At 68.2% G+C, this 18,541-nt stretch carries 14 protein-coding genes, 1 tRNA gene, 1 other RNA gene, 2 pseudogenes and 1 riboswitch; of the genes and pseudogenes, 13 read left to right on the plus strand and 5 right to left on the minus strand.

The features are described from left to right. Positions 1-187: 187 nt before the first annotated feature. Positions 188-619: a CBS domain-containing protein gene (locus ACIDOCELLA78_RS82905; RefSeq protein WP_201727741.1), complete on the plus strand. Its 432-nt coding sequence runs from the start codon at positions 188-190 to the stop codon at positions 617-619. A gap of 48 nt (positions 620-667) precedes the next feature. Here ACIDOCELLA78_RS82905 and ACIDOCELLA78_RS82910 read toward each other — a convergent pair. The 3 genes from ACIDOCELLA78_RS82910 to thyX form a co-directional block, all read right to left on the minus strand. Continuing rightward, positions 668-742 (minus strand) — tRNA-Thr (locus tag ACIDOCELLA78_RS82910). Between the two features lie 47 nt (positions 743-789). Further along, on the minus strand, positions 790-2,016 hold the full coding sequence (gene hemA, locus ACIDOCELLA78_RS82915; protein ID WP_201727742.1) for a 5-aminolevulinate synthase: 1,227 nt from the start codon (positions 2,014-2,016) through the stop codon (positions 790-792). 131 nt (positions 2,017-2,147) lie between these two features. Then, positions 2,148-3,080, minus strand: a complete 933-nt coding sequence (gene thyX / locus ACIDOCELLA78_RS82920; RefSeq protein ID WP_201727743.1) for an FAD-dependent thymidylate synthase — start codon at positions 3,078-3,080, stop codon at positions 2,148-2,150. A 60-nt stretch (positions 3,081-3,140) separates the two neighbouring features. Between thyX and ssrA the strand changes: the two genes are divergently transcribed. After that, positions 3,141-3,484, plus strand: a transfer-messenger RNA (tmRNA) gene (gene ssrA, locus ACIDOCELLA78_RS82925). Between the two features lie 367 nt (positions 3,485-3,851). Here ssrA and ACIDOCELLA78_RS82930 read toward each other — a convergent pair. Together ACIDOCELLA78_RS82930 and ACIDOCELLA78_RS82935 are read right to left on the minus strand one after the other, a co-directional pair. Next, positions 3,852-4,283, minus strand: coding sequence for a hypothetical protein (locus ACIDOCELLA78_RS82930; protein ID WP_201727744.1), 432 nt, complete (start codon positions 4,281-4,283; stop codon positions 3,852-3,854). Further along, the gene (locus ACIDOCELLA78_RS82935) at positions 4,280-4,825 is read right to left on the minus strand and encodes a ParA family protein (RefSeq protein WP_249675043.1); all 546 of its coding nucleotides are present in this window, start codon (positions 4,823-4,825) and stop codon (positions 4,280-4,282) included. The genes ACIDOCELLA78_RS82930 and ACIDOCELLA78_RS82935 overlap by 4 nt, the downstream gene beginning before the upstream one ends. A 138-nt stretch (positions 4,826-4,963) precedes the next feature. On the opposite strand from ACIDOCELLA78_RS82935, the pseudogene ACIDOCELLA78_RS82940 reads away from it, so the two are divergent. From ACIDOCELLA78_RS82940 to ACIDOCELLA78_RS82990, 11 genes and pseudogenes are all read left to right on the plus strand, one after another. After that, positions 4,964-6,369 (plus strand): annotated as a pseudogene (locus ACIDOCELLA78_RS82940) (NAD(P)H-hydrate dehydratase). A gap of 89 nt (positions 6,370-6,458) precedes the next feature. Beyond that, positions 6,459-6,638 carry a hypothetical protein gene (locus tag ACIDOCELLA78_RS82945; RefSeq protein ID WP_201727745.1) on the plus strand — a complete coding sequence of 60 codons (180 nt, stop codon included), beginning with the start codon at positions 6,459-6,461 and terminating at the stop codon, positions 6,636-6,638. 122 nt (positions 6,639-6,760) lie between these two features. Continuing rightward, a riboswitch (glycine riboswitch) is annotated at positions 6,761-6,869 on the plus strand. Positions 6,870-7,015: 146 nt separating this feature from the next. Beyond that, complete coding sequence (gene gcvT, locus ACIDOCELLA78_RS82950) at positions 7,016-8,116, plus strand: glycine cleavage system aminomethyltransferase GcvT (RefSeq protein ID WP_201727746.1); 1,101 nt, start codon at positions 7,016-7,018, stop codon at positions 8,114-8,116. Between the two features lie 11 nt (positions 8,117-8,127). Beyond that, a complete protein-coding gene (gene gcvH / locus ACIDOCELLA78_RS82955; RefSeq protein ID WP_201727747.1) occupies positions 8,128-8,502 on the plus strand; it encodes a glycine cleavage system protein GcvH in 375 nt (124 codons plus the stop codon). Positions 8,503-8,516: 14 nt separating this feature from the next. Continuing rightward, a pseudogene (gene gcvP / locus ACIDOCELLA78_RS82960) lies at positions 8,517-11,398 on the plus strand (aminomethyl-transferring glycine dehydrogenase). A gap of 91 nt (positions 11,399-11,489) precedes the next feature. Beyond that, a complete protein-coding gene (locus tag ACIDOCELLA78_RS82965) occupies positions 11,490-12,068 on the plus strand; it encodes a lipocalin family protein (protein ID WP_249675046.1) in 579 nt (192 codons plus the stop codon). A gap of 83 nt (positions 12,069-12,151) precedes the next feature. Continuing rightward, positions 12,152-13,894, plus strand: coding sequence for a S49 family peptidase (locus ACIDOCELLA78_RS82970; RefSeq protein WP_201727750.1), 1,743 nt, complete (start codon positions 12,152-12,154; stop codon positions 13,892-13,894). Positions 13,895-14,202: 308 nt separating this feature from the next. Beyond that, the gene (gene mraZ, locus ACIDOCELLA78_RS82975) at positions 14,203-14,661 is read left to right on the plus strand and encodes a division/cell wall cluster transcriptional repressor MraZ (protein WP_201727751.1); all 459 of its coding nucleotides are present in this window, start codon (positions 14,203-14,205) and stop codon (positions 14,659-14,661) included. Then, positions 14,658-15,599 carry a 16S rRNA (cytosine(1402)-N(4))-methyltransferase RsmH gene (rsmH, locus tag ACIDOCELLA78_RS82980; protein ID WP_201727752.1) on the plus strand — a complete coding sequence of 314 codons (942 nt, stop codon included), beginning with the start codon at positions 14,658-14,660 and terminating at the stop codon, positions 15,597-15,599. The genes mraZ and rsmH overlap by 4 nt, the downstream gene beginning before the upstream one ends. Continuing rightward, a complete protein-coding gene (locus tag ACIDOCELLA78_RS82985) occupies positions 15,596-16,450 on the plus strand; it encodes a hypothetical protein (RefSeq protein WP_201727753.1) in 855 nt (284 codons plus the stop codon). The genes rsmH and ACIDOCELLA78_RS82985 overlap by 4 nt, the downstream gene beginning before the upstream one ends. Further along, on the plus strand, positions 16,447-18,537 hold the full coding sequence (locus ACIDOCELLA78_RS82990) for a penicillin-binding protein 2 (RefSeq protein WP_201727754.1): 2,091 nt from the start codon (positions 16,447-16,449) through the stop codon (positions 18,535-18,537). The genes ACIDOCELLA78_RS82985 and ACIDOCELLA78_RS82990 overlap by 4 nt, the downstream gene beginning before the upstream one ends. Positions 18,538-18,541 lie beyond the last annotated feature (4 nt).

The raw sequence follows: 18,541 nt of genomic DNA on the forward strand, positions 1-18,541 counted from the left end.
TAGTTTCTGAAAACGGCTTATCGGAACCGCTCCCGTAAAGTCTTTGTTTGGCTCTTGGAGTTTGGCTCTTGGAGTTTGGCTATCGGGGTTTGGCTATCCGGATCGGAGTTCCCGAGGGGGCGTTCAGCGAGGATCGTCTTTCCGGCGATCGTGACAAGACCCGTATCGCCACGACGGAGAATGAGCGATGACAACGATTCGACAGATTCTGGACCAGAAAGGCTGGGGGGCCGTCGTCCTCAAGGGGCGGCAGTCGGTCCCCCAGGCGGCAAGGTTTCTTGCCGCGAAGCGGATCGGCGCCGCGCCGGTGGTCGACGATGGCGGCGGACTTGTCGGAATGCTGTCCGAGCGCGACATCATGAGATCGGTCGGCGATTTCGACGGCGACATCAAGACCCGCACCGTCGCGGATCTGATGACGCGCCTGGTCGCCTCTTGCACGCCCGATGTCACCATTCTCGACGCCATGCTGGCCATGACCACCAATCGCTGCCGTCATCTTCCGGTTTTTGAGGACGATACGCTCGTGGGGCTGGTGAGCATCGGCGATCTCGTGAAAGCCCGCATCGAGGAAGCCGAATTCGAGGTCGACTCCCTGAGGGCATACATCGTGTCGTGAGGGGGCCCGGCGGCCTCGACCCTTCGTTTCGAACGCAAGGAGGGGAGATGGTGCCGACACCCAGGATTGAACTGGGGACCTACTGATTACGAATCAGTTGCTCTACCGCTGAGCTATGTCGGCATGTCCCGGAGCCTATAACGAGGCTTGGCTCACCCTGCAAGATCGAATCAGGCCGCGGCCGTCGCCTGGTCTCCGGACAGGATGTGGCGCAGCGCCCGGACCAGTTCGTCCATCATTGCCTCGGTATGTTTCGGGCCGGGCGTAAATCGCAGCCTTTCTGTTCCGGCGGGCACCGTCGGGTAGTTGATCGGGGTCGCATACATGCCGAATTCGCGGATCAGCCGCATCGAGACCTCGGTTGCCCGTGCCGCGTTGCCGATCATCAGCGGGACGATGTGGCTTTCCGTCGACAAGCGCGGCAGGCCGGCCTGGTCGAATTTGGATTTCAGCAGGTTCGCCCGCTCGAACAGCGTATCGCGCCGGGCCTGATCCACCTTCAGCCGCCGGATCGAGGCGAGCGCCGCCGCAACGGTGGGCGGGGGCAGGGCGGTGGTGAAGATGAAGCCGGCGGCGACCGAACGGATATAGTCGATCACGCTGGCATCGCCGGCGATATAGCCGCCGTGGCAGCCATAGGCCTTGGCGAGCGTGCCCTCGATGATGGTGAGGCGGTGGGCGACGCCGTCGCGCTCGGAGACGCCGGCGCCGTGCGGACCATACATGCCGACGGCGTGAACCTCGTCGAGATAGGTGATGGCGTTGTATTTGTCGGCGAGGTCGCAGATCGCCCCGATCGGGGCGATGTCACCGTCCATCGAGTAGACGCTCTCGAAGGCGATCATCTTCGGCGCGTCAGCCGGCGCGGCCGCCAGCCTGGCCTCGAGATCGGCCAGGTCGTTATGGGCGAAGACATGCACCGTCGCCGCCTTGCCGCCCTTGATGCCGACGATCATCGAATTGTGGTTCTGCGCGTCGGAAAACACGTGCCAACCGGGCATGGAGTTGAGGATCGCGGTCAGCGTCGCCTGGTTCGAGACATAGCCCGAGGTGAAGAGCAGGGCGGCATCCTTGCCATGCAACGCGGCAAGCTCCGCCTCCAGCGCGACATGGATCGGCGAGGAGCCGGCGATGTTGCGGGTGCCGCCGGCGCCGGCGCCCATCGTGCGCGCGGCCTCGATCGAGGCTTCGATCACCTCCGGGTCGGTGCCCATGGCCAGATAGTCGTTCGAGGACCAGACCAGGATGTCCTGGGTGTGGCCTTCCATCGTCACCTTGTAATACGGAAAGCGGTCGGCCAGCTTTTCCAGCGCGACGAACCGGCGATAGCGCCCGGCGGCGCGGATGTCGGCCAGGGCCTTGTCGCATTGGGCGATGAACGGATGGTCGCGATTCATACGGTGCTCCTCGCAGTCCCTCGGGGCGATGCCGTGTCCGCGCCCGGATTGCATGTCATTGCGCGGAAAGTTGCGCGTCTCGTCAAGGACATAAGTTCAAACAGCCGAAATATTTCGTAAAAAGGCGTCGGTCAGATCGGCCCGGGCGGGGCGAGGGCGGCCATCATCTCGTCCCATTCGCGTTTCGAGAGGCCGGATTGCGGCTGATCAACCGGTTCGCCGGCCAGCATCCGGCGCAGGACGGCCAGCATCGTCGCCGAGAAGCTTGCCGCCCCCATGCGGTATTCCTCGAACGCCCGGCAACTCGCCGGAACCCATGCGCGGGCGATGTCGAGGATGGCCTCGGCATAGGCGCGGATCTCGTACTGGGCGTGCGGATCGGCGCGCAGCGAGAGGAAGTGGAAGAGGTTGTGCAGGTCGGTCTTCCAGTACCACTGGGTATAGGTGTTGAGCGTCAGATTCATCCGGGCGAGTTCCCGCGCGAGGCCGCGGCGGGAGGGGTCGGCGCCGCCCTCGTTCAGCATGTGTTCGTAATGCGTATAGTTCCGCCCGGCATCCGCGCGCAGCATGGCGAGCACCTCGGCCGCCTCGTCGCCCTCGAGCAGATCGCCGCGGCCCTGGCGGTTGCTGGCTGACTGCGCGGCGAGATTGGCCGGGGAGGGGATGTAGAATTCCCGGTCCATCACCGAATAGCGGGCGGAGTATTCGTTGACGTTCGCGGTGCGATGGCGGATCCACTGGCGCGCCACGAAGATCGGCAGCTTCACGTGCAGCTTGATCTCGCACATTTCGAAGGGTGTGGAATGCCGGTGGCGCATGAGGTAGCGGATCAGCCCCTCGTCCTCGCTCACCTTGCGGGTGCCCCGGCCGTAGGAGACGCGCGCCGCCTGAACCACCGCGGCATCGTCGCCCATATAGTCGATGACGCGAACGAATCCGTGATCGAGCACGGGCATCGCACTGAAGAGCATGGCCTCGAGCGCCGGCACGGTGGCGCGGCGGGTCGGCGCGGTTTCGGCGCGCGCGGCCTCGATCTCGGTGCGGTCGGAATCGCTGAGCGGCATGGCGGCAGTCCCTGGTTGAGCGATCCTCCTATGCCCGCCGGCGGCCAGGGGCAAGAAGGGGCTCTTTCACAGACGATGGACCTCGCCTATATAGGCAGTGTCGGGGTCACCGACTATGGCGATAAACGATGCGTGGAATAAACGTAGTGGACCCGGGGGCAGTACCCGGCGCCTCCACCAGTTTCCCCGCCGGTCCGGTTCGCATTGCGCAAATCGAACTGCCGGCGGATCAACGGGGGCGAAACAGGCTCGACACGCGTGGTAAAGACCCATCTTTCGCTCGGCATGGTTCCGCCGTCATCGGGCCGTATCACAAGTGCCAACGATAACTTCGAGGCGCTCGCTATCGCTGCATAAGCGATAAGCGCGGCACGGGGGGCGCCGGGCAACAGAAGCCCCCCACCTTGTCACTGTCTCGGATGGGACAAAAAAAGCGGCCGGTCTTTGACCGGCCGGCATCATTTAGATGCTAACTAAAGAGGCTCCCTAAACTTGGCGGCTGGCGTCCGAACCATCGTTCCTGCGCACGACCCACGTTCGTTTGCGGTTTCCGAAAACATCGTAACGCCACAGTCATTAAATGACCGAGAATCATGACGCGGGCAAGACCCTTTCGTGTCGCATGGGGGTCATTGAAAGAAAAAATGTGTTACATGATGTGAGAAGCGGGCGAAGATTGCGAAGTGTTGCGCGGGCTGGCTTCGCCAAAGGAGTGCTCTACCGGATGCGGCGGCCTCCGCTCGCTCACCGCTTCGTCAAGTCGTTGAATTTTCACTGCCCTGTCACGGCGATGACCAGGATGATGAAGGCCAGGAGAAGATTGGCGGCGATCAGCCGGTTGATCCGGCCGATGCCTGTCGCCAGCACCTCCGCATCGTTCTTCGCCATGGATTCGTCATGCAATGGCAGCAATCCGAAGCGGAGAACGAGCGTCAGGACCGCCATCACGATTCCGAGAGACTGCATCGCGTCGACCGTCCAGCTCCAGTCGCGGGGCGGTCCGAGTTCGGCGAAGGCGAGTCCCCAGCCGGATGCGAGGGTCAACGCCATGGCGGGGATCGTTGCGGAAAACTGCCTGCGCCACGCGGCGCCGTCGCGGCGCCCCGCCACCAGAAGGGCGAGCAGCAATCCACTCCATGCGGCAAAGCCACCGATGTGAGCCAGTCGTAGCGCTGAAATTGCCGCGAGGCCGGGCTCGCTCACGACAGGAGTGCGCGCAGCCGTTCGGCGGCGGCCATGATTTCCTGGCCGGCGAGGGTTGCGGGCGTGGTTTCGGCGATGCCGAGACCGTCGGCGAAACTGTTGGCGTAGGCGGCCCGGTTGCCCAGCGCCGTATCGAGCAGTTGAAGCCGCCGCGCGGTGATTTCCGCTTCGAGGCGCCGCCGCAGTCTCGATGCGGCAGGCGCCCGATTGAACATCAGCGCCACCGGCCGGCGTTCCTCGGTCGCCAGGGTCAGCGTGCCCTCGGCGGCCCATAGATCGGGCGGCGTGGGGTTCAGCGGGATCAGCACGAGATCCGCGCCGCGGATGGCGCGCCGCGCGTTGGAATCGAGGACCGGCGGCGTGTCGATCAACACGAGATCACAACTGCCGCGCAAGCTTTCCAGCGCGTTGCCCAGCCGCCATCCGGAAACCGACTCGACGGCGAGATCGGCCCTCGCCCTGGGATTGGCTGCCCGCAGCCGTCCCCAGGCGCCGAGGGTTCCCTGCGGGTCGATATCGAGCAGGCCGACGCGTGCGCCCATGCGAGGGCAACGCCGAGCTGCGCTGCAAGCATCGTCTTGCCCGCGCCGCCCTTCTGTTGCGCTACCGCGATCACCCGCGCCATCGACACCTCCTGTTCCACTTCGGGAGACTAGCAAACGCCGCGCTTTCTGTCTCACATGGGCGCCATGGACGCATTGTATTCTCCATCGGACATGGCCCGTATCGATGCCGCCGCGCCGTGTTGCGGCGTGAGCGGTATCGCGCTCATGGAAAATGCCGGGGCCGCGGTGGCGCGGATCATCCGGCGGCGCTTCAGTCCGGGCCGGGTGCTTGTTCTGGCCGGGCCGGGGAATAATGGCGGCGATGGGTATGTCGCCGCGCGTCATCTGGCGCAGTGGGGCTGGCCGGTGGTTGTCGCGCCCGTTGCGCCGCCAAGACCGGGCGGCGACGCGGCGGCGATGGCGGCGCTCTGGCGCGGCCCTGTCGTGCTGCCCGACCGCGCGCGGATCGGCGCCGCCGACATCGTCATCGATGCCGTGTTCGGCGCCGGATTGAAGAGGGATATCGACCCGGGCATCGCCGACCTCCTTGCCGCGGCGCGCCGCATCGTCGCGATCGACATGCCCAGCGGAGTCGATGGCGCAACCGGCCATGCGCGGGGGCGGCCCGCCCGGGCCGATCTCACGGTGACTTTCGAGGCGTTCAAGCCCGGGCATCTTCTCTATCCGGGGCGGGGGTTCTGCGGCGAGATCCTCCGCGCCGCGATCGGCATGCCCGCGGCGGCATTCGCAGCCGTCGAACCGAAAACCTGGCGCAACACGCCGGCGCTCTGGCGGCTCCCGCGCCCCGAAGCGACGGGCCACAAATATCGCCGTGGCCACCTGACGATCCTTGCGGGACCGATGGGCGGGGCGGCGATTCTGGCCGCGGCCGCGGCCCGGCGCGTGGGGGCGGGGCTGGTGACGCTGAACGGTGCCGGGCTGGGCGCGGTGCCGCCGGGCGTGATCGTCAGCCCGGCTCGGCCCGCAGACCTGCTCGCGGACCCGCGGCGGCGGGTGTGGCTGTGCGGTCCGGGCCTGGGCGTGGACGCGGCGGGCGCCATGCTGCGCTCTCTTCTCGACGCCGGGCGCACCGTCGTGGCCGATGCCGATGCGCTGACCTCGGCGGCCGGGGCGGCGGAGCGCCTGCGGGGCGTTGCCGCCATCACCCCGCATGACGGCGAGTTCGCCCGCCTGTTTCCCGATCTGACGCAAGACCGCCTGACCCGGGCCCGAATCGCCGCGGCGAGGGTGGGAGGGGTTGTTGTGCTGAAAGGGCCGGACACGGTGATCGCGGCGCCGGATGGACGCGCCGCGATCAACGACAATGCGCCGCCCTGGCTGGCGACCGCCGGATCGGGCGACACCCTGGCCGGCATCGTCGGCGGATTGCTGACGCAGGCATGGCGGCGTTCGAATCCTGCTGCGCCGCCGTCTGGCTGCATGGCGCCGCGGCATCGGCGGCGGGGGCGGGGCTCATCGCGGAGGATCTGGCGGAATACCTACCGATGGTTGCGGATGAAATAAAAAATTTCAAAAATTAAACAAAATCGGCCGGAAATGCAGCTTAAGATCGGTGGCGAGAAACGCTGCGTTAACTTATTCTTAAGTCATGTTGGTTATAGCACTTTGCATGATCAGTGCAGCGTCATTATCGGCCTTTGCGGCGCCGATCGGCCCGTCATCGCTGGAAATTCCGCCGCTCCGTGTGACCCCCGCTTCGCCGGCATCAAGCGAGCCCTCGGCGACGTCCCGCCCGTCTGCCGCGCCCTCGGGGGCGATGCGCGGCGCGTATCTCGACATCACCGTCTGACCCGGCTGGTTTTTCCGGTTCGCTTTCGGTTCGCATCTGTCCGGAAAACCCGGCAGGGTGCCAGCAAGCCGAAAAGCAGCGCTTGCGTTCCCCGCTGATCTGAGTTTACACAAGGCCATTCACTCCTCCATGCGGGAGAGAGCGGCGCTTCCGGGTCCATCCGGGTCGCGCCGCCGCCGAAGGCGCAACCGGCCCCCGGAAACGCTCAGGCAAAAGGACCGCAACGGAGCAAGGATCTCTGGAAAGCCGGCGCGATGCGCCGCACCGAAGGCGTAAGGCGCGGTTCACCCCGCGCCGAATCTCTCAGGTTCCGCGACAGAGGGGGGTCAGACTGGGCGGTTCTGCACCCGTCCGCTGGTGTCGCGGGAGATCTGGTCTTGGCCGATTCAGCATTGCTTACCGTGCCGCTCGATGCGCTGCATCGCAGCCTCGGCGCGCGAATGGTCGATTTCGCTGGTTACGACATGCCGGTGCAGTATGACGGCATCATCGCCGAACATCTGCATTGCCGGGCGCAGGCCGCGTTGTTCGATGTCTCGCATATGGGCCAGGCGGTGCTCGAAGGCCCCGATGCGGCGGCCGCGCTGGAACGTGTGGTGACCGGCGATATCAGGGGGCTGAAGCCGGGCCGCCAGCGCTATACGCTGCTGATGAACGCGCGGGGCGGGATTGTCGATGATCTGATGGTCGCCAATCTGGGCGATCGCCTGCTCCTTGTTCTGAATGCCGGGCGCAAGGATGTCGACGTCGCGCACATCCGCGCTCACCTCCCTGAAACCGTCGTGCTGACCACGCAATTCGACCGCGCCCTGCTCGCCCTGCAGGGGCCCGAGGCCGGCGCCGTTCTGGCCGCTCTCGCGCCGGACGCCGCGGCGATGCGCTTCATGGATGCGCGCGAGACGTCGGCGTCAGGCATTCCGGTCACGATCACCCGCTCGGGGTATACCGGTGAGGACGGGTTCGAGATCGGCCTGCCCGCGGCGGACGCCGAGACGCTGGCGCGCGCCCTTCTCGCCGATCCGCGGGTGAAGCCGGCCGGCCTCGGCGCGCGGGATTCGCTGCGGCTTGAGGCCGGGCTGCCGCTCTATGGCAACGATATCGACGAAACCCGGGACCCGATTTCCGCCGGGCTCGGCTTCGCCATCGGCAAGACGCGCAAGATGGGGTGGGATTTCCTGGGCGGCGATGCCGCGCGGGCGGTGCACGATGCCGGCCCGCGCGAACGCCTGGTCGGGCTTCGCGCCGACGGCCGGGCTCCGGTGCGCGCCGGCGCCGAACTCCGCGATGCCGCCGGGCAGCCGGTCGGGCGCATCACCTCGGGCACGTTCGGGCCGAGCGTCAACGGGCCTGTCGCGCTCGGGTATGTCCGCGCCGACTGCGCCGCGGATGGCTCGACCCTGATCGCCGGGCTGCGCGGCCGCGATATCGGCATGACCGTCGTGCCGCTGCCTTTCGTTCCGCATCGTTATCATCGCTGAAAGAGGACCAGATGACCGAGATCCGATTTTCCAAAGACCATGAATGGATCAGGCTCGACGGCGACGTCGCCACCGTGGGGATCACCGATCACGCGCAGTCGGCGCTCGGTGACGTCGTGTTCGTCGAACTGCCGGAGGCGGGGCGGCATGTCGATGCCGGCGAGGGCTGCGCGGTGGTGGAAAGCGTCAAGGCCGCGTCGGATGTCTACGCGCCGCTCTCCGGCACGGTGACCGAGGCGAACGGCGCGCTGGCCGACGAGCCGGGCATGGTCAACGCGCAGGCCGAATCCGGCGCCTGGTTCTTCCGCATGACCCTGGACGACCGCGCCGCCTTCGATGCCCTGCTGACCGCCGACGATTACCAGGCCTTTCTCGCAACGCTCTGACCGGAGCCGCCGCCATGCCGGATACCGCGCCCCAGACCATCGACGATTTTGCCGCCCTGCTGGCCGAGGAGCGCTTCGCCCTGCGCCATATCGGCCCCGGGCCGCCGAGCGCGCGGCGATGCTGCGCGCGCTGGGGGCTGCGGATCTCGACGCGCTGATCGCTCGCACCGTGCCGGAGACGATCCGCATCGCCGCGCCGCTCGACCTGCCGGCGGCGCTGACCGAGGGCGAGATCCTCGACGATCTGCGCCGCTACGCCGCGGGTAACGAGGTCAAGCGCAGCCTGATCGGGCTCGGCTATCACGGCACCGTCACGCCGCCGGTCATCCTGCGCAACGTGCTGGAAAATCCCGGCTGGTATACGGCCTATACGCCGTACCAGGCCGAGATCGCCCAGGGGCGGCTGGAGGCGCTGCTGAATTTCCAGACGATGATGGCGGAACTCGCCGGGCTCGACCTCGCCAATGCCTCGCTGCTCGACGAGGGCACGGCGGCGGCGGAGGGCGTCGCGCTCGCGCATGCGGTACACAAGGGCGGATCGACGGTGATCGCCGTCGCCGCCGACCTGCATCCGCAGAGCCGGGCGGTGATCGCCACCCGTGCCGCACCGCTCGGCTGGACGCTGGCCGATGTGGCGCCGGGGGATGCCGCCGCGATCGAGCGGACGAAGCCCTTCGCCGTGGTGCTGCAATACCCGGGGACGACCGGTGCCGTGCGCGACCTGTCGGACGAGATCGCGGCGGCGCATCGCGCCGGGGCGCTCGCCATCGTCGCGGCCGACCCGCTGGCGCTCACCCTGCTGCGGCCGCCGGGCGAGATGGGGGCGGATATCGTGCTCGGCTCGGCCCAGCGCTTCGGCGTGCCGATGGGCTTCGGCGGGCCGCACGCGGCCTTTTTCGCGACGCGCGATTCGCTGAAGCGGCACATGGCGGGCCGGCTGGTGGGCGTTTCGGTCGACGCGGCGGGGGAGGCCGCGCTGCGCCTCGCCTTGCAGACGCGCGAGCAGCATATCAGGCGCGAGAAGGCGACCTCGAATATCTGCACCGCGCAGGTGCTGCTGGCGGTGATCGCCGGGTTCTATGGCGTGTGGCATGGGCCGGAAGGGCTGGCGCGGATCGCCCGGCGGGTGCATCTCGCGGCCAGGCTGCTCGCCGGCGCGGCGCGGGCGGCGGGGTTGCCGCTCCGGCACGACACGTTCTTCGACACGATCGCGATCGAGGCCGGCGCGGGGGCGGACGCGCTGACGCAGCGGGCGCTGCGCGCGGGGTTCAATCTGCGGCGCGTCGATGATGGCTGCGTCGCCATCGCGCTCGACGAGACGGTGACGGCGGCGGAGATCGCCGCTCTGGCCGGCGTGATCGGCGGCACGGCGGATGCCGCGGCCTCGCCGCTCGCCGCGCTGGCGCGGCAGAGCGCGTTCATGAATGCGCCCGTATTCCACGCGCATCGCTCGGAGCATGCGATGCTGCGCTATCTCAAGCAGCTCGAGGACAAGGACGTCGCGCTCAACCGCAGCATGATCCCGCTCGGCTCCTGCACGATGAAGCTGAACGCGACGGCGGAGATGATCCCGATCACCTGGCGCGCCTTCGCCGACATCCACCCCTTCGCGCCGATCGAGCAGACCCGGGGCTACCGGGCGCTGATCGCCCGGCTGTCGGACGATCTCGCGCGGATCACCGGCTTCGCCGCGGTCTCGTTGCAGCCGAATTCCGGCGCCCAGGGGGAATATGCCGGGCTGCTCGCGATTCGCGCCTTTCATGCGGCGCGCGGCGAGGAGCATCGCGACATCTGCCTGATCCCGTCCTCGGCGCATGGCACCAACCCGGCCTCGGCGACGATGGCGGGCTATCGGGTGGTGGTGGTCGGCTGCGACCGGGCGGGGAATATCGACCTCGCCGACCTGGAGGCGAAGATCGCCGCGCATGCGGGGAAGCTCGCCGCGCTGATGATCACCTATCCCTCGACCCATGGCGTGTTCGAGGCGAGCGTGCGGGATATCTGCGCGCGCGTGCACGCGGCGGGCGGGCAGGTCTATATGGATGGGGCGAACATGAACGCGCAGGTGGGGCTGACCTCGCCGGCGGCGATCGGCGCCGATGTCTGCCATCTCAACCTGCACAAGACCTTCTGCATTCCGCATGGCGGCGGCGGGCCCGGCGTGGGGCCGATCGCGGTGGCGGCGCATCTCGCGCCGCATCTGCCCAACCATCCGCTGCGGCCGGATGCCGGGCCCTCGACCGGCTATGGGCCGGTGAGTGCCGCGCCGTTCGGCTCGGCGTCCATCCTGCCGATCCCCTACGCCTATATCCGCATGATGGGGCCGGACGGGCTGCGCGAGGCGACGGCGGTGGCGATTCTCAACGCCAACTACATCGCCCATCGGCTCGCGCCGCATTACCCGATCCTCTATACCGACGCGAACGGCATGGTGGCGCATGAATGCATCATCGATTGCCGGCACTTCCAGGCCGAGGCGGGCGTGCTGGTCGAGGATATCGCCAAGCGGTTGCAGGATTACGGGTTCCATGCGCCGACCATGTCCTGGCCGGTGCCGGGCACGCTGATGATCGAGCCGACCGAAAGCGAGACGAAGGCGGAACTCGACCGGTTTTGCGAGGCGATGATCGCGATCCGCGGCGAGATCGCCGATGTCGCGGCCGGCGCGCTCGACCGGGCGGACAACCCGCTGAAGAACGCGCCGCATACCGCGGCCGAGGTGATGGCGGCGGCGTGGACGCACGGCTATGGCCGCGACCGCGCCGCCTTCCCGCTGCCGTATCTGCGCGCCGCGAAATACTGGCCGCCGGTCAAGCGGGTGGACAACGTGTATGGCGACCGTAACCTCGTGTGCTCCTGCGCGCCGCTTTCGGCCTATGCCGAGGCGGCGGACTGAGCCGGGCGCGGTTTCGGAAAACCGGGGCGGGACCACATCCAGGGCTGTGCGGGGAGCGTAATCCCGGCATGGCCCTGAATGGAGACCCATCATGATGACACTCGCCCGCCGCTCGCTGCTCGCGGCAGCCCCGGCGCTGCTCGCCGGCTGCACCTTCGACACCAGCCCCTATCCCCTGCCGCCGCTGCGCCATGCGCGCGTCGATCTCGACCGGTTCATGGGGCGCTGGTACATCATCGGCCATATCCCGTATTTCGCCGAGGCCGGATATGTCGGCGCCAATGCGGTCTATACGCGCCGGCCCGACGGGGCGATCGATGACCAGTATAACGCCTATCCCGGGAGCTTTGCCGCGAAACGGTTCCGGTTCACCTCGGTCGACGAGGTGGAGCCGGGGACGGACAATGCGGTCTGGCGCGTCACCCTGCTGAACGGAATGATCGGCGTGCCGTATGTGATCATGCATGTCGAGCCCGATTATTCGGTGTTTCTCGGCGGGTTTCCGAACCGTTCGCTGGGCTGGATATTCGCGCGCGCGCCGCGGATGGACGCGGCGACCTATCGCGCGATGCTCGACCGTTTCTATCGCCAGGGCTACGACGCGCGGCGGTTCCGGCGCGTCGCGCAGTTTCCCGACCAGATCGGCCAGCCCGGCTTCGAGCGCGTCTGAACGGCGGGGACATGGCGTTTTTGGGGCCTTGCCGCTGACCCGATGCGTCGGCATATCAGGGTTCATGAGGTCGAGCGCCGCCCATGAGTGAGTTCGCCGCGCCGTTGCGCGGCCTGGCCAGGCTGCTGTGGCGGGTGGCGCGCGCGGCGGTGTTCGTGGTCGGGCTGGCGACGATCGCGCTGGCGGGCGCGGGGGCGTGGGGGCTTCACCGGCTGGCGCGCCAGACGGTCCGGCTGCCGGCGCATTTCGTGCTCACCCTCGATTTGCAGGATGCGCCGCCGGACGTGGCCGCATCGCCGGCGTTGCTGGCGCGGGCAACCGGCGCGCGCCCGACGCTCGAACAGACCATCGCGGCGATCGACCGTGCCGCCACCGATCCGCGGGTGCGCGGCATCGACATTCTGCTCGGCGGTGGGTGCTGCGGCCTGACCACGGCCGAGGAGTTGCATGACGCGCTCTCCCGCTTCCGGGCGGTTTCCCACCGGCAGGTGGTCGCCCGGGCCATGTCGTTCGACGGGGCGGCAGGGCTTGGCGCCTATGTCGTCGCCACGGCGGCAAACCGCATCGAGCTTTCCGATGCCGGCGATTTCGGGGTTACCGGCCTTGCCCTGCAAAGCCCGTTCGCGGCGGACCTGCTCAAGATGGCGGGGGTCGAGGCGCAGTTCGCCCATATCGGCAAATACAAGACCTATCCGGAATTGTTCACCCGATCGGGGCCCTCGGCCGCGGCGACCGAGATGATGAACAGCCTCGCCGGCTCGCTCTACGAGTCCGCGCTGGTGCCGATCGCGGCACGGTTGAAACGCAGCCCGGACCAGGTGAAGGCCCTGCTCGACCAGGCGCCGTTCAGCGCAGGACAGGCGAAGCAGGATGGGCTGGTCGACACCGTGCTGCCGCTTTCGGCCCAGATTGCCCATGTGCATGGCCTTCATGTGCGGCTCGCTCAGTATATCGCCGCGATGCGGTCCGCGCCGGCGGGCGCCCCCAAGGTGGCGCTGATCGTCGCGCATGGCGACATCAACGCGCCGGACGCACCGGAGCGGAGCGGCGGGATCGATCCGGGGCGCCTCGCGCATGAAATCGCGGTCGCGGTGGCCGACAAGTCGATCCGCGCGATCGTGCTGCGGCTCGACACGCCTGGCGGCACGGTGACCGGCTCGGCCATGGTTGGCGCCGAGGTCGCGCATGCCGCCAGTGTCCACAAGCCGCTGATCGTCTCGATGGGCGCGCTCGATGCATCGGGCGGCTACTGGATTTCGAGCCACGGCGCGGTGCTGGTGGCCGATCCGGCAACCCTGACCGGCTCGATCGGCGTGCTTGGCGGCAAGTTCAGCTTCGGTGGGCTTCTCGCCCGGCTGGGCGTCAACGTCAGCGCGGCCTCGCGCGGGGCGAACGCGCTGTTCGACAGCGCCGTGACGCCCTGGACGCCGGCGCAACTGGCCAGCCTGCAGGGGCAGCTCGATCTCGATTACCAGAAATTCATCGGCTGGGTCGCTGCCGGCCGCCGGATGAGCCCGGCGCAGGTCAATGCGGTGGGGCAGGGGCGGGTTTGGACCGGCGCGCAGGCCCGCAGCCGAGGCCTGGTCGACCGGCTCGGTGGATATCACGCAGCCTTCATGGCCGCGCGCGCCTTGCTCCATCTGCCGGCGGGCGCCCCGCTCGACATCGTGCCAGGCAATGCGCAACCGGGGCTCGGCGTGCTCATCGCCTCTCTGGCGCGGCGCGCGAGCCCCCTCGGCGTTGCCGAATTGCCAGAGCCCCTGCGCGGGCTTCTCGCGCTCACGCGGCTGCATCGGCTGTCAATGATACCGGTCGAATTCCGGTAGGGCCGCGAGTCGGCCTTCCATTAACAAACGGTTAATCAAAATCCACCCTTTCGCCGCAAATCTGGAACAAAACAGAAACACATCGAATTGACGGGTGGCGAAGTCCTCCGCGTCACTGGCGATTCCGATTTGTTGCTCTTTTTAAGTGGAAATTTTGCGAGCGACAAAGATAAATCCCTTTGACGCCCATGATTCCCCATGATATCCCATGACAACCCATAGCGAATCCGGCTGACGTACCGTCCTGATGTCGGAATGTTTGCAGCGAGGCATATCAACGGCGAGACGAAAGGGCCGCGACAGCGCCGATGAGCCAGTTTCTCGGCACTCACAGGAACAGGTTGGACGCCAAGGGCCGGGTATCGGTCCCGGCGGCGTTTCGTGCCGCCCTGCGCCGGGATGGCGACTCGCACGGCCTGATCCTGCGGCCATCGCACAAGCATCGCTGCATCGAGGCTTGGCCGACGCCGGTGTTCGAGGCGCTGGCCACGCGTCTGCAAGGTCTCGACCTGTTCAGCGATACCCACGATGACATGGCGGCGGCGCTCTACGCCGATGCCTGGCCGCTCGAAGCCGACAAGGAAGGAAGGGTTCTGCTGCCTGAGCCGCTCGTGGAGCATGCGGGGTTGCGTGACAGCGTGGTGTTCATGGGGCTGGGGCGGACATTCCAGATCTGGGAGCCGGACGCGGCCGACCGTCGCCGGGCCGAGGCGCGGGAGCGCGCGCGGATTGGCGGACTCACCCTGCCGGCGGGAGCGTCGGCATGAATGGCGAGTTTTCCCATGTGCCGGTGCTGCGCGAGGAGGCGGTGACGATGCTCGCGCCGCGCGATGGCGGGGTTTATCTCGACGGAACCTTCGGCGGCGGCGGATACAGCGCTGCCATTCTGGAGGCGGCGTCCTGCGCGGTCTGGGCGATCGACCGCGATCCGGCGGCCATCGGGCGCGGCGCGGCGCTGGCCAGCCGGCATCCCGGCCGGCTGCATCTCGTCGAGGGCCGGTTCGGCGACCTGCTCGATCTGCTGCGCGATCGTGGGGTGACAGCGCTTGACGGCGCGGTGTTCGATTTCGGGGTGTCGTCCTACCAGCTCGACGATCCGGCGCGGGGCTTCTCCTTCCGGGCCGATGGGCCGCTCGACATGCGCATGGGCGCGGCCGGGCCGACCGCGGCCGATATCGTGAACACCTTTGCCGAGGCGGAGCTGGCCGACATTCTTTTCCATTTCGGCGAGGAGCGGGCGTCGCGGCGGATTGCTGCCGCCATCGTCGGGCGCCGCGCCGCGCAGCGCTTCGAGACCACCGCCGATCTTGCGTCGGTGATCCGCTCGGTGGTCCGGCCCGACCGCTCCGGGATCGATCCGGCGACGCGCAGTTTCCAGGCGCTCAGGATCGAGGTGAACCAGGAACTCGCCGAGATCGAGCGCGGGCTTGAGGCGGCGTCTTCGCTGCTGGCGCCCGGCGGGCGGCTCGTCGCCGTTTCGTTCCATTCGCTGGAGGATCGCATCGTCAAGCGCTTCATGAATGCGGCGACCGGTCATGTCGCCGCGCCCTCGCGGCACGATCCCTCCGGTCTCGCGCGGCAAGCGGCCGCGCCGCGGTTCCGCGCCCTGACCCGCGGCGTCGTCACGCCGGGTGAGGCGGAGGCCGCCGCCAACCCGCGCGCCCGGTCGGCGCGGCTGCGGGGCATCGAAAGGCTTGCGGCATGATCCGCCCCGTCACCCTCGTCACCGGGCTGCTGATGCTGGGCTCGGGCGCCTGGCTGTTCGTGGTGAAGCACCGCGCCGGCACGCTCGATCACCAGATTGGCGGGGTCACCGCGCAGATCCGCAGCTCCGAACAGCGCATCCGCGTGCTGCGTGCCGAATGGGCGCTTGAAACCGATCCGAACCGGCTGACCCGGCTTGCCGCGATGTTCATGTCGCAGCTCAAGCCGATGAAGCCGGATCAGCTGGTGTCATGGCAACAACTGGCCGATGCGCTGCCGCCGCCGGGCGCCGAGGCGCCGCATCTGCCGCTGCCGCCGCCTTTGCCCGGGGATGTCTCCGGCGCCCCCTCATCCGCGCCCGTCGCCGCGGTAGCGGCGCCTCGGACTGTCGCCGCGGCAGCGGCGCCTCGGACTGTCGCTCTCGCGACGATCCCGCCGCCGCCGCCGGTGGCGAACCGGGCGTCCTCCAGGGCGCGAACCGTGCTGGCGATGGTGAAGTCGCATACGGTTGCGCGGCCGGTTTCGGCTGCGCACGCACCGGCCCATCACGCCGTCGTTGCCGTCGATCGGCCCGCCCGCCACCAGCGCAACGCTGCCTCGTCATCCGTCGTCGCCGATGCGCGCCGGCCGCAGATGCTCGGCGCCTCGGTCCTCGCGCCCCGGCCGGCGGATCATTCCGTGGCACCGGCGATCCGGCCGATCCGGGCCAGCGATCCCCTGCCGTTCCCGCATTCCCGGCGTCCGCCGCGATCCGCGCGCGCCGCGGCCCCGGCGCCGCATGCGGCCTCGGTTTTCGGCGGCTATGCCGCGAGCTTGCCGCCACCGCGCCCGGCGGACGGAGGCGTGCCATGACCGCACCTCCGCCCCGCGACAGCCTCTCGCCCCGCGTTCCCGGAACCGGCCGTGACGCCACGCGCCGCGCCGGCGCGCCCGAGCGCGGCGCGACACCGCGGATGGAGCATGTGCGCGTCACCTCGCCCGATCTCGTGCGCCGCGCCGCGATCGGCACGCTGCACCGGCGGCTTGCCGCCGGGTTCGGCGGATTTGTCCTGATCTTCCTGCTCCTCGCGGCGCGGGTCGTGTATGTCACGGTCGTCCATCCGGTGCCGCCCGACAAGGCGGCGATCGCGGCGCAGACGCCGTCGACCACCATCGCGCTGCCGCCGCCCGCGCGCGCCGAGATCACCGACCGCAATGGCGAAATTCTTGCCGTTTCGCTGCCGGCGGCGGCGCTGTACGCCAATCCGAAGCAGGTTCAGGACCCGGGCGTCGCGGCGCGCGAGATCGCGGCGGTGATTCCCGGGCTCGATCCGGGATTTCTCGAATCACGGCTTGCCGACCGCGCGCATGATTTCGTGTATCTCGATCGCAAGTTGACGGCCTCGCAGGAGCTGGCGGTCAACCGACTCGGGATTCCCGGCGTGTATTTCGAGAACACGGAGCGGCGGCACTATCCCCAGGGCAATCTCGCGGCGCATATTCTGGGCGGGGTGACGCCCGACCAGCGCGGCATCGCCGGCGTCGAGGACTGGTTCAACAAGCGGCTGACCGCCGACCCTGGCAAGCCGCTTCGCCTGTCGATCGACATCGGCGCCGAGGGGATCGTGCGTCAGGCGATCTGGGGGGCGATGTCGGATTACGATGCCAAGGGCGCTTGCGGCATCGTCATGTCGGTGCGGACCGGCCGGGTTCTGGCGATGGCCAGCGTGCCGGATTACAAGGCCGACGATCTCGGCACGGCACCCGCCGATGCGCGCTTCAACCGCTGCGTTTCCGGCGATTATGAGCCGGGCAGCGTGTTCAAGCTGCAGACGCTGGCGATGGCGATCAATTCCGGGATGATCGAGCCCTGGGACCGGTTCAACACCACCCATCCGCTGCATGTTGGCCGGTTTACCGTGACCGATTTCGAGCCCGCGCATATCTGGATGGCGGTGCCGCATGTCCTTGCCGTGTCATCCAATATCGGCGCCTCGCGAATCGCGACCATTCTGGGGCCGCAAATCCAGCGCACCTGGCTGCGCAAGCTCGGCTTCTTCCGCCGCCCGCCGATCCAGCTGCCGGAAGCAACGCCGCCGATGTATCATCCGAAGTCGAGCTGGAAACTGCTGACGACGATGACGGTCAGCTTCGGCAACGGCATCGCGATGTCGCCGCTGCAACTGATTTCGGCGGTTGTGCCGGTCGTCAATGGCGGGATCTGGTATCCGCCGACGCTGCTCGACCGGGGTACGCCGCCGGCGGGGGTGCGGGTGATGAGCGAGCGGACCTCGCTGATCATGCGCAAGATGATGCGCAACGTCGTCACAGCACCGGATGGCACCGGCGTCTATGCCCGGGTGCCGGGTTATCTGGTGGGCGGCAAGACCGGCACGGCGCAGGTCGTCGGGCCGAACGGGCGGTATCTGCGGCATCTCAACAACGCCTCGTTCATGGCGGCGTTTCCGATGAACGACCCACGCTATGTGGTCTATGTCGTCGTGCTGCAGCCGCATGCGACGAAGCAGATGCTGCCGTTCTGCCACGGGTTCACCACCGGCGGCTATGTCGCCGCGCCGGCCGTCGCCCAGATCATTTCGCGGATCGGGCCGATGCTCGGCATCATGCCGCTGTCCGGCCAGGCGCTTGCCGCGGCACAGGCGGCACTGTCGATCCCGCTCGATCCCAGGGCGCCGCCGGGGCGGCTCGCGCTGGGGCCGGGGCACCTGTTCCCGCCGGGGGCGAGCAAATACGCCTATCTTCTCGCGCACCAGACGCCGCCGGCGAACATGGATGTCGCGGCGCATGACCGGGCGCTCGCACGGACCGAGATGTGGCAGCCCTTGGCGGCACCGGCGGCGCAGACGGTGAGCCTGCCCCCGGCGACCGCTTCCGGCGCCCGCACGCCCGGGAACCGGATCATGAATATCGCCCTGCCGGTGACGCGTGCGGGGGGGTGAACTG

The organism is Acidocella sp. C78 (assembly GCF_907164655.1).